11 protein-coding genes, 1 rRNA gene and 1 riboswitch are annotated in these 10,806 nt (G+C 68.8%); of the genes, 1 reads left to right on the plus strand and 11 read right to left on the minus strand.

From position 1 onward, the window contains the following. Positions 1 to 39 precede the first annotated feature (39 nt). Positions 40 to 137, minus strand: a riboswitch (glycine riboswitch). Between the two features lie 123 nt (positions 138 to 260). Beyond that, the gene (locus ACZ7LS_RS35245; protein WP_351419684.1) at positions 261 to 659 is read left to right on the plus strand and encodes a PRC-barrel domain-containing protein; all 399 of its coding nucleotides are present in this window, start codon (positions 261 to 263) and stop codon (positions 657 to 659) included. Here the strand turns inward: ACZ7LS_RS35245 and ACZ7LS_RS35250 are convergent. The 11 genes from ACZ7LS_RS35250 to rrf all read right to left on the minus strand — a co-directional run bounded on the left by ACZ7LS_RS35250 (position 554) and on the right by rrf (position 10,801). After that, a complete protein-coding gene (locus ACZ7LS_RS35250) occupies positions 554 to 2,098 on the minus strand; it encodes a DNA polymerase IV (protein ID WP_385131397.1) in 1,545 nt (514 codons plus the stop codon). The genes ACZ7LS_RS35245 and ACZ7LS_RS35250 overlap by 106 nt on opposite strands. A gap of 47 nt (positions 2,099 to 2,145) precedes the next feature. Beyond that, positions 2,146 to 2,715: a MerR family transcriptional regulator gene (locus tag ACZ7LS_RS35255; RefSeq protein WP_129771638.1), complete on the minus strand. Its 570-nt coding sequence runs from the start codon at positions 2,713 to 2,715 to the stop codon at positions 2,146 to 2,148. Positions 2,716 to 2,894: 179 nt separating this feature from the next. Further along, positions 2,895 to 3,368, minus strand: coding sequence for a bifunctional nuclease family protein (locus ACZ7LS_RS35260; protein ID WP_006123076.1), 474 nt, complete (start codon positions 3,366 to 3,368; stop codon positions 2,895 to 2,897). Between the two features lie 53 nt (positions 3,369 to 3,421). Then, positions 3,422 to 4,159: a transcriptional regulator FtsR gene (ftsR, locus tag ACZ7LS_RS35265; protein ID WP_382874196.1), complete on the minus strand. Its 738-nt coding sequence runs from the start codon at positions 4,157 to 4,159 to the stop codon at positions 3,422 to 3,424. A gap of 16 nt (positions 4,160 to 4,175) precedes the next feature. After that, on the minus strand, positions 4,176 to 5,060 hold the full coding sequence (locus ACZ7LS_RS35270; protein WP_382530188.1) for an FHA domain-containing protein: 885 nt from the start codon (positions 5,058 to 5,060) through the stop codon (positions 4,176 to 4,178). An 82-nt stretch (positions 5,061 to 5,142) separates the two neighbouring features. Further along, positions 5,143 to 5,931, minus strand: a complete 789-nt coding sequence (locus ACZ7LS_RS35275) for a DUF881 domain-containing protein (protein WP_382675772.1) — start codon at positions 5,929 to 5,931, stop codon at positions 5,143 to 5,145. Positions 5,932 to 5,936: 5 nt separating this feature from the next. Further along, positions 5,937 to 6,269: a small basic family protein gene (locus tag ACZ7LS_RS35280; protein ID WP_023543062.1), complete on the minus strand. Its 333-nt coding sequence runs from the start codon at positions 6,267 to 6,269 to the stop codon at positions 5,937 to 5,939. Further along, positions 6,266 to 7,195: a DUF881 domain-containing protein gene (locus ACZ7LS_RS35285; RefSeq protein WP_382530138.1), complete on the minus strand. Its 930-nt coding sequence runs from the start codon at positions 7,193 to 7,195 to the stop codon at positions 6,266 to 6,268. Before ACZ7LS_RS35285 ends, ACZ7LS_RS35280 begins: the two co-directional genes overlap by 4 nt. 110 nt (positions 7,196 to 7,305) lie before the next feature. After that, positions 7,306 to 9,801, minus strand: coding sequence for a mannose-1-phosphate guanyltransferase (locus tag ACZ7LS_RS35290; RefSeq protein ID WP_356518176.1), 2,496 nt, complete (start codon positions 9,799 to 9,801; stop codon positions 7,306 to 7,308). Between the two features lie 113 nt (positions 9,802 to 9,914). After that, on the minus strand, positions 9,915 to 10,523 hold the full coding sequence (locus tag ACZ7LS_RS35295; protein ID WP_382530136.1) for a CDP-alcohol phosphatidyltransferase family protein: 609 nt from the start codon (positions 10,521 to 10,523) through the stop codon (positions 9,915 to 9,917). 161 nt (positions 10,524 to 10,684) lie between these two features. Continuing rightward, a 5S ribosomal RNA gene (gene rrf, locus ACZ7LS_RS35300) occupies positions 10,685 to 10,801 on the minus strand. Positions 10,802 to 10,806 lie beyond the last annotated feature (5 nt).

Consider the following 10,806-nt stretch of genomic DNA (forward strand, 5'->3'; position numbering starts at 1 on the left):
CGGATGCCGTCCGACGTCCGCCCTGCTTTCCAGAGTGACCTCGTCCGTGCGGTACGGGGGCCTGAGAGATTCCGGGGAGGATTTGCTCCTTCGGCGCCTCCGGCCTTCTCTCCGGAGGACTCTCCCGCACGGGGTCAGCAGCCGCTTGCCAGCCTACCAGCGCGGCCTTCGGCACAACTTTCGAGTGGCCGACGTCCGAGTTCTGCACTTTTGTAGTATTCACAAGCAGTTGCGAGCAGTTGCGACCAGTTGGAGGGACCGTGGAGACCGACATTGATCCGCGCAGTCTGATAGGCCGCAAGGCGTTCGACCGCAACGGCCATAAGCTCGGGACTGTGGACGAGGTCTATCTCGACGACGCCACCGGAATCCCGGAGTGGGCCGCCGTCCGTACGGGACTCTTCAGTCGCGACGCCTTCGTCCCCCTCGCCCCCAGCACCCTGTCCCAGGACGGCCTGCGGATCCCGTTCGAGCGGGCGCTGATCCGGGACGCCCCCGATTTCGGTGTCGGCCGGCATCTCTCCCCCGACCAGGAACTCCAGCTCTACCACCACTACGGTCTGGCCCTTCCGGACCCCGAGTCACCCGAACGGCCCGCGTCCCTGTCCGACCGTGACTCCGAGCGCGACTTCGGACGGCTGGCCGGCCAGGACGACTGACCCGCCACCGCCGGCACCAGGGGCAGCGGCTCGGACAGCTCCAGATCGGGGTCGTCGGCCCAGAAGGTCCGTACCCGTCCCGGCGCGGACCCCGGCTCCTCGAACCGTACGGTGACCCTCCGCAGCCCGCTGCCCTGCACCCACCCCGCGCCGAACTCCCGATGGCGCACGTCGTGTCCCGCCGGGAAACGCCGCTCGGCGGGCACGTCCGGTACCTCCACAGGCCCGCCGCTCCCGCCCGCTCCGGGCACCGCCGTCCCGTCACCGGCCGCCCCTCCCGCGCCCGCGGTCCCCGCCGCGCCCGCACCCACCGGCTCGCGCTCCCGCTCGGCCGCCGGCGCGTGCGGGGCGGCGGCGGACTCCTCGGCCGCCGCCTGGGCGAAGAGGTCCTCCTGCGTGAAGTCCGCGAGCCCCGTCACCCCCACCCCGAGCAGCCGTACCCCGCCCGTGGTGTCCACCGACTCCAGCAACCGCCCCGCGGCCTCCCGCACCACCCCAGGGTCGTCCGTGGGCCCGCGCAGGGTCTCCGAGCGGGTCAGGGTCGAGAAGTCGTACCGCCGCACCTTGAGGACGACGGTACGGCCCGAACGCCCGGCCGCCCGCAGCCGCTCGACGCACCGGTCCGCGAGCCGGTCCACCTCCGTACGCACCCGGACCCGGTCGTGCAGATCGACATCGAAGGTGTCCTCGACCGACACGGACTTGGCATCGCGCTCGGACACCACGGCCCGGTCGTCACGCCCCAGCGCCATCCGGTACAGCGAGGCGCCGTGCGCCTTCCCCAGCAGCCGTACGAGCTCGTCCTCACCCGCCTCGGCCAGCTCGGCGACCGTGGTCATGCCCGCCCGGCGCAGATGGTCCGCGGTCGCGGGCCCGACCCCGGGCAGCGTGCGCACCGGCATGGGTCCCAGCAGCGCGCGCTCCGTACCGGGCTCTATGAGCACGAGGCCGTCCGGCTTGGCCTGCTCGGAGCCGATCTTCGCCAGCATCTTGGAGCCCGCGAGCCCCACCGAACCGCTGAGCCCCGTCACCGCCCTGATGTCCCTGCGCAGCCGCTCACCCGCCGCCAGCGCCGAGGCGGTGTCATCGGCCGAGCCGCCCGCCTCCAGGTCCACGAACGCCTCGTCCAGGCTCAGCGGCTCCACCAGCGGCGAAAGCCTCCCCAGCAGCTCCATCACCTGCTCGCTGACCGCGCGGTAGAGCGCGAAGCGCGGCACGAGATAGGCGGCGTTCGGCGCCAGGCGCCTCGCCTGGGCCATCGGCATCGCCGAGTGCACCCCGAAGCGCCGCGCCTCGTACGAGGCCGTGGAGACCACCCCACGCGGCCCCAGACCGCCGACCACCACCGGCTTTCCGCGCAGGCTCGGCTTCGCCGCCTGCTCGGCGGCGGCGAAGAAGGCATCCATGTCCAGATGCAGGATCGTCGGCGCGGATCTCACATCACCGATGTTCCCTCACACCACTGACAATCGGCGGGGGACGCGGGTCAGACAGCCCGGTCCCGCCGCCGTCTGGCCAGTTCATCGGCGGGGTTGTTGCCGATCAGTGTCTCGCCGGTGTCGATCCGCTCCCCGTGGAGCTGGGACAGCGCGGCCTCGACATCCCGCCACACCACACCGACCGCGATCCCGAAGACCCCCTGGCCCCCCTGGAGCAGGCTCACCACCTCGTCGGGCGAGGAGCACTCGTAGACGGTCGCGCCGTCACTCATGAGCGTCACGCGGTCCAGGTCCTGGAAGCCGCCCGCCCGCAGATGCTGGACCGCCGCCCTGATGTTCTGCAGAGCGACCCCGGTGTCCAGGAACCGCTTCACGATCTTGAGGACGACCACATCCCGGAAGCTGTAGAGCCGCTGCGTGCCCGACCCGTACGCGGGGCGGACACTCGGCTCGACGAGTCCCGTGCGTGCCCAGTAGTCCAACTGGCGGTACGTGATCCCCGCCGCCGCGCACGCGGTCGGACCCCGGTATCCGACCGTCTCCGCACCGGGGTCGGGGGTACTGCCGTGAAGCGGATACGGACCGCCCGCCGCCGTACTGTCGCCGCTGCTTCTCACGCCGACCCTCCGTCCTTGACCTGCCCTGTCGAAGGTAGGCAGTCACCCGGGGTGCGTCAACGATCGCCACACTCGCCACGCCGAGTGATAATCACCCTGAGTGTGGTTTCCCGTGCCCCTTTTCGGGGAAAGGCTGACCGAATGCGCTGACAGAGCCCGGCGCAGCGCTCACCGGCCGCTCACTGGCTGTTGGTCCCGAAGTCCTCCGGAGAGATCTGATCGAGGAACTCGCGGAACTTCTCCACCTCGTCCTCCTGCTCGTCCGGGATGGCGATGCCGGCATCGTCCAGAACCCCGTCACTGCCGTAGATCGGCGTGCCCGTGCGCAGCGCGAGCGCTATGGCATCGGACGGCCTGGCGCTCACCTCGACCCCGCTCGCGAAGACCAGCTCCGCATAGAAGACCCCTTCACGGAGGTCCGTGATCCGGACCTCGGTGAGCTCCTGGCCCACCGCTTCCAGCACGTCCTTGAAGAGATCATGGGTCAGCGGCCGGGCCGGGGCCATGCCCTGCTGGGCGAAGGCAATGGCGGTCGCCTCCCCCGGTCCGATCCAAATGGGGAGGTACCGGTCGCCTCCCACTTCACGCAGGAGCACGATCGGTTGGTTGGAGGGCATTTCCACCCGGACACCCACAACGTCGAGCTCGTTCACACAGCAACCCTAGGACGTGCCCGGCAGGTTTGGGTAGTCGGACTCCCCCATGATCAGTCCGGCAGGACCCCGAGAGCGGTCCGGACCAGAGCCGCGTGCAGCCGTGTGGAGAGCGCGGCCAGCTCCTTGGTGGTCGCCTCGGCATGGGCCCTGGTCTGCGGGTTACGGTGCCGGCGCAGCGGCGACACGACCTGTTCGACCAGCCCGGCCTCCCGTTCCGCGGCCGCCTTCATGACCCGCAGATGCCGAGGCTCCAGACCGAATCGTCCGAGATCCGAGACGAGCCGGGCCACGGTGACGGCCCCGGCGTCGTAGCCGCCGTCCGGCAACGGCGTGATGAGGCCGTACGATTCCCACTCGTCGAGCAGACTCTCGCCGACCCCGGCGGCGGCCAGCAGCTCGTCACGGCCGATCCGCGCGGCGGTCGGAACTCCAGGCTCCGCGTCCGGGACGGCGCTCAGCGGCCCCCGCTGCGGGCTCGGCAGCTGGACATGCTCACCGCGCCCCGGGGCGTCCAGCTGCTCCCTGATGACCTTCAGGGGCAGATAGTGGTCCCGCTGCATCCGCAGCACCCGGGCCAGCCGCTCGACATCCCCGTCACTGAACTTCCGGTAACCGGAGGGGGTCCTGTCCGGCTCGACCAGGCCCTCCGCCTCCAGGAACCGGATCTTGGAGATGGAGATGCCGGGAAACTCGACCCGCAGCCGGGCGAGCACCGCGCCGATACTCAGCAGCGGCCCGCCCGTGGGGGCGGTACCGGATCCGGTACCGCCCTTCGGTGTGCGCAGCATGGACCTTCCCTGAGGGTCACACGCCCCGCTGGCTCGCGTAGAAGACCAGCCGGTACTTACCGATCTGGACCTCGTCGCCGTTCGCCAGCAGGACCGAATCGATCCGCTCACGATTGACGTACGTACCGTTCAGACTGCCCACGTCCGAGACGGTGAAGCGGCCGTCGGCACCCCTGCGGAACTCCACATGGCGCCGCGACACGGTCACATCGTCCAGGAAGATGTCGCTCTCCGGATGACGGCCGGCCGTGGTCAGCTCGCCGTCCAGCAGGAAGCGGCTGCCCGAATTCGGACCGCGGCGCACCACCAGGAGCGCCGACCCCGACGGCAGCGCGTCGACCGCCGCCTGCGCCTCCGGCGTGAGCGAGGGAAGCGACGTCTGGCCGGTCACCTCGGAGTCATACGCCTCAAGACCCGAGATGGAGATCGTCGAGGTGGTCTCGGAAGCGCGCTCCGCGGGCGCTCCGCCCCGCAGCGGCGCGCCGCAGTTGGAGCAGAACCGACTGGCTTCGGCGTTCCGGTGTCCGCACCTCGTACATACAGGCAAGGCCGACATAGAGGGATCCTCCTGCCGCGACTGCCCCCCGGGAACAGATGAGTCCTCGAAACCTATGCGGCCGGGACCAGCAGGGTCAACAGACGACGCGCCGGGCGCCTCGCCACCCACCTGGTCGCGGAAGAGCGGACGCTCGCCGCCCGGCTCCTCGCTCTGGCCACGGCGCGATGCGCGATGGCGGGCGGAGCCGCTCTCCTCGCGTGCGCTCTTGCCGAACAACTTCGCAAACAACTTCACGGGCGATTCCCCTTGACCGAAACAGACCCGCCCGTGGGGCAGGACGAACCCTGAATGAACACACCTGCCGACCCGGACATCTTGACAACGTCCGTATCCACCGGACAGTTTCCACCACGCACCACGCTGATCGTGCGCCGACCCCCCGCAACCTCATGCCCGCGTACGACGGCTGCCATGCGCCCCCGCCTCACTGCGACGACGACCGAGCGTAGTCAGGACGCTTCGCTGGTCGCAAGGCGTCCACGATGATCTTCTCAGCACGCGTCACCGTGGCCGTGGCCTGCTCCTTCTCCAGCGTCTGGACCACTCCGCCCGGAATGTTGAGGGCGGGCTCCAGATCCTGTGGCTTACCGATGACCTTGAAGACGTACGGGGCGGCGACTCGGTTGCCGTCCACCTGGACGTCACCCCCCGTACCCGAGAAGTATGTATCGGCGACCACCCGCACGTCATTGACCTGAATGGCCTCGGCGCCCGCCGCCCGCAGCTCCTGGATCGCGTCGAGCAGCATGTCCGGCTCGACCGTACCGCTGGGATCGTCGATGGTCAGCGTGATCCCGGGCCCCTGCGCCGCGACCGTGCCGGCCAGGATGCCCAGCTGCTGCTCCTTCTCCCGCGTCTGCTTGCGCGCCTCCTCCGCCTGGTCCGAGCTGGTCTCCAACTCGGTGCGCTGGGCGTCGAGACGCTGCTTCTCGTCCTCAAGGCGCTGCGTGCGGTTGTCGAGTTCGTCGAGGATGCGCACCAGGTCCTCCTGGCGGGCGCCCCGCAGCGCGCTGTCGTCGTTGTTCGACGTGACCTGGATGGCGAGCCCGAGTCCGAGCACGAACAGCAGGACGGCGACGATCAGCTGGGCCCGGGTGACCCTCGGCGGCCACAGCCCCGCGGCCAACCGCTGACGTCCGGTGAGCTGTTGGCGCTCCGGCTCCGACGCGCCGCCCGTACCGTTCCCGTTCCCGGGGTTCTCTCCGCCGTTCATCGGCCTCACGCCCGGAACACGTGCCGGCGGATCGCGGCAGCGTTGGAGAAGATACGGATACCGAACACGACCACCACGCCGGTGGACAACTGGGCACCCACGCCCAGCTTGTCACCCAGGAACACGATCAGCGCGGCCACGACCACATTCGACAGGAACGAGACGACGAAGACCTTGTCGACGAAGATTCCGTCGAGCATGGCGCGCAGTCCCCCGAAGACCGCGTCGAGCGCGGCGACGACGGCGATCGGCAGATAGGGCTCGACCACCGCCGGCACCTCGGGCCGGACCAACAATCCGACCACGACTCCCACGACGAGGCCCAGTACGGCGATCACGATGTGCCCTTCCCGGTGTTGGCCGCGCCCTGTCCGTTGCCCTTCCCGGCGTCGGCGGCCTTCGGCTCTGCTGTACGTACGATCAGGCTCGGCGCGGCAGGCAGACGCACCTCTTCCTGATCCGAAATGCTGGTGCGAATACCGAAGTTCTCCTGGAGCGCGTGCAGATACTGGCCGTCTGCGCTGTCCTGGAACGCGGTGCTCAGCTTCTTCCCGTCCCCCACCGCGAGCACCGTGTACGGCGGCACCAGCGGCCTGTTGTCGACCAGTATGGCGTCGCCCGCGGCCCGGATCGCGGACAGCGAGGTCAGCCGCTGCCCGTTGATCGCGATCGCTTCCGCGCCCGACTCCCACAGCCCGTTGACGACGCGCTGCATGTCGCGGTCGCGCACCCGGCCCGTATCGGAGAAGCCGCTGCTCTCCCGCGGCCCGTCACCACCGGACTCGGCGTCCTTGGCGTCATCCACCACGAGCTGCACGCCAGGACCGTGCACCGGCGTCGCACCCGCGAGCAGAGCGACCAGTTCGCCCTGGTCGCCGCCGTGAGCCCGCAGGGCCGCGCGCTGGCGCTCACCCACCTCGGCGCGCAGCTTCTCGACCGTGCTCTCCAGCGTGTCCGCCGTGGCGGTCTCCGCGTCGATCCGGCTGATGAGTTCCTCGCGCTCCTTGGCCACCACGGGCGCCGAGATCCGCGCCTGGGCCGCGCCGACGGTGACCACGAAAGCGGCCAGCACCAGCCCCGCGGCGAGGCCGAGCTTCGCTTTGAGCGTGCGCGGCAGACCGCCTTCTTCCGCGTCCCTGCGGGCCGCCGCCTCCGCGTAGCCCTCGTCGAGGCTGTGGTCCATCACATTGTTCAGCAGCGACATCGACGCGTCGGGGCGCGGTGGCGGAGAGCCGGTGCTCCGAATGGGGGGCTGCTGCGACATGACGCACATCGTCGCACGTCGGGGCCGCTACCGCCGAATGGCCCCACCGGCGCGCCGTACGGCGGTCGATCACGCCGTACGGCACACCGGTGTCACACCCGCGAAGGGCCTCAGTGACCTGCGCTGTCCACGACCGACGACCACTCGTCGAGCAGCGCCTGCGCCGACGCGTCGTCGGGGCCTTCCGCCCACAGATGAGTGACGGCCTCGGCCGGGTCGGGCAGCACCATCACCCAGCGGCCGTCGGCCTCCACCACACGCACCCCGTCCGTCGTGTCCACCTGCCGGTCCCCGGCCGCCTCGACGACGCTGCGCATGACCAGCCCCTTGACGGCCCAGGGCGTCGCCAGATCCCGGCGCAGCACATGGGCGCGCGGGATGCGGGCGTCGATCTGGCTCAGCGTGAGCTGCGTACGGGCCACCAGACCGATCAGCCGCACGAAGGCGGCCGTACCGTCCAGGACACTGCTGAACTCCGGCACGATGAAGGCTCCGCGCCCGTCACCGCCGAAGATCGTGGTCTCCTCACGGCCCACCCGGGTCAGATCGTCCGGCGACGTGGTCGTCCACTCCACCTGCGTGCCGTGGTACGCGGCGACCTGCTCGGCGATCCTCGTGGTGGTCACGGGCAGCGCCACCCGGCCGCTGCGGCGCTCGGCCGCGACGAGATCGAGCAGCACCAGCAGGGCGCGGTCGTCCTCGATGATCCTGCCCCGCTCGTCGACCAGCGACAGCCGCTCACCGACGGGGTCGAACCGCACCCCGAACGCGGCCCGCGCCGAGGCGACGATCTCACCGAGCCTGACGAGGCCCGAACGGCGCGACTCGGCCGTCTCCGTCGGCCGGGACTCGTCGAGACCGGGGTTGATGGTCAGCGCGTCGACGCCGAGCCGGCCCAGGAGGCTGGGCAGCACGAGTCCGGCGCTGCCGTTGGACGCGTCGACCACGACCTTGAGTCCGGCCTCCGCGATCCCGGTCGTATCGACATTGCGCAGCAGCGAGCCGGTGTACGAGTCGAAGACGCTGGCCGGGAAGTGCAGGTCTCCGATCTCCCCGGGGAACGCGCGGCGGTACTCCTGCCGCGCGTACACCCGGTCCAGCTTGCGCTGACCGCCCTGCGACAGGTCGGCGCCGCGCTCGTCGAAGAACATGATGTCCACGGAGTCCGGGACCCCGGGCGTGGTGCGGATCATGATGCCGCCTGCGCTGCCCCGGGCCGTCTGCTGCCGGGCGACGGGCAGCGGGACATTCTCCAGGTCCCGTACGTCGATCGCGCTGGACTGCAGCGACGAGATCACGGCGCGCTTGAGCGCACGCGCACCACGTGAGTGGTCACGCGCGGTGGTGACGGTGGAGCCCTTCTTCAGGGTCGTGGCGTACGCGCCCGCGAGCCGCACCGCCACTTCTGGCGTGATCTCGACGTTCAGGATGCCGGAGACACCGCGCGCTCCGAAGAGATGCGCCTGCCCTCTGGACTCCCAGATCACCGACGTGTTGACGAAGGCGCCGGCTTCGATGGTCTTGAACGGGTAGACCCGCACATTGCCCTGGATGATCGATTCCTCGCCGACGAGACACTCGTCGCCGATGACCGCGCCGTCCTCGATCCGGGCGGCGCGCATGATGTCCGTGTTCTTGCCGATCACACAGCCGCGCAGATTGCTGTGCTGCCCGATGTAGACGTTGTCGTGGACGACGGCTTTATGGAGGAACGCGCCGGTCTTGACGACGACATTGGATCCGACGACGGTGTGCTCGCGGATCTCCGCGTCGGCTTCGACCTTGGCGTAGTCACCGATGTACAGCGGACCGCGCAGAACGGCGTCGGGATGGACCTCCGCGCCCTCGGCGATCCACACGCCCGGTGAGATCTCGAAGCCGTCGATATCGACGTCGACCTTGCCTTCGAGCACATCGGCCTGGGCCTTGACGTAGCTCTCGTGCGTGCCGACGTCCTCCCAGTAGCCTTCGGCGATATAGCCGTAGACCTTCTTGCCCTCCTTCATCAGCTGAGGGAAGACATCACCGGACCAGTCCACGGACACGTCGGCCTCGACATAGTCGAAGACCTCGGGCTCCATCACGTAGATGCCCGTGTTCACGGTGTCCGAGAAGACCTGTCCCCAGGTGGGCTTCTCCAGGAAGCGCTCGACCTTTCCCTCTTCGTCCACGATCGTGATGCCGAATTCCAGTGGATTCGGCACCCGGGTCAGACACACCGTCACCAGTGCGCCCTTTTCCTTGTGGAAGGCGATGAGGTCGGTCAGATCGAAATCGGTGAGCGCGTCACCGGAAATGACGAGGAAGGCGTCGTCTTTCAGCGCCTCCTCGGCGTTCTTCACACTCCCCGCGGTGCCGAGCGGCTTCTCCTCGTTGGCATAAGTCAGTTCCATGCCCAGCTCTTCACCGTCACCGAAATAATTCTTGACGAGAGAGGCGAGGAATTGCACGGTTACGACGGTCTCACTGAGCCCATGGCGCTTGAGCAACCGCAGCACATGCTCCATGATCGGCCGGTTTACGACCGGCAGGAGCGGCTTGGGCATGCTTGAGGTCATGGGGCGAAGTCGAGTACCTTCGCCACCGGCCATCACGACGGCCTTCATGTCGGAAGCGTCCTCCTTGAAGAGACGGTCTCGCCGACTTCACCCGTCTGGACAGAGGCCCCATTGACGTCGGGCGCGGGCCGGCGACACTGCGCGGCACCACATCGACGAGCTCAGTCGGCCACGTTGTCCGCCCTGACAAGCCGACGGACCTGGACCACATACAGGATCCCTGCCCACCAATAGAGACTTGTACCCCAAATAGCGAACGCCCATCCGAAAACTTCGGCGAGTGACGCAAGCCAGCCACTTCCGTCACTGAGGAGCAGCAGCGGGAAGGCGTACATCAAGTTGAAGGTAGCCGCCTTGCCGAGGAAGTTCACCTGGGGAGGCGGATAGCCGTGCCTGCGAAGGATGGCCACCATGACCAGAAGCATCAGTTCCCGGGCCACGAGGGCCGCGGTGAGCCAGAGGGGCAGGATCTCCCGCCAGGTGAGGCCAACCAGGGTGGAAAGGATGTAGAGCCGGTCGGCAGCGGGATCGAGAAGTCGGCCCAGGTTGCTGATCTGGTTCCAGCGGCGGGCGAGCTTGCCGTCCAGATAGTCGCTGACGCCGCTCAGCATCAGCACCAGCAAGGCCCATCCATCGCTCTTGGGCCCGCCGAACTCGGGGCGCAGGATCAGCCACAGGAAGAGCGGTACGCCGACGAGGCGGGCCATGCTGAGGACGTTGGGGATGGTGAGCACCCGGTCCGTCTGAACGCGAGTCTCCTGGACCTCCACCCGGGGGCCTCCTGTGTGGAACGTGCCAACGATGCCTCCTGACCCTACCCTCAGGGCCGGCGCACCGACGCAGGGGGGTGAGGAAAGGGGCAAAAGTGAGAGTGTCCCCGGAACGCAGAAATGCCCCGCACCAAAAGGCGCGGGGCATTCCCCTAAAAATTGTTCGGCGGCGTCCTACTCTCCCACAGGGTCCCCCCTGCAGTACCATCGGCGCTATGAGGCTTAGCTTCCGGGTTCGGAATGTAACCGGGCGTTTCCCTCACGCAATGACCACCGAAACACT

This window comes from Streptomyces sp. NPDC039430 (genome assembly GCF_055639435.1).

Excerpts from the sequence above, each read along its gene's own strand:
- ACZ7LS_RS35290 (WP_356518176.1), bottom strand. The coding sequence starts at position 9,801 with ATGAAGGCCGTCGTGATGGCCGGTGGCGAAGGTACTCGACTTCGCCCC.
- ftsR (WP_382874196.1), bottom strand. The coding sequence starts at position 4,159 with ATGCTGCGCACACCGAAGGGCGGTACCGGATCCGGTACCGCCCCCACG.
- ACZ7LS_RS35275 (WP_382675772.1), bottom strand. The coding sequence starts at position 5,931 with ATGAACGGCGGAGAGAACCCCGGGAACGGGAACGGTACGGGCGGCGCG.
- ACZ7LS_RS35285 (WP_382530138.1), bottom strand. The coding sequence starts at position 7,195 with ATGTCGCAGCAGCCCCCCATTCGGAGCACCGGCTCTCCGCCACCGCGC.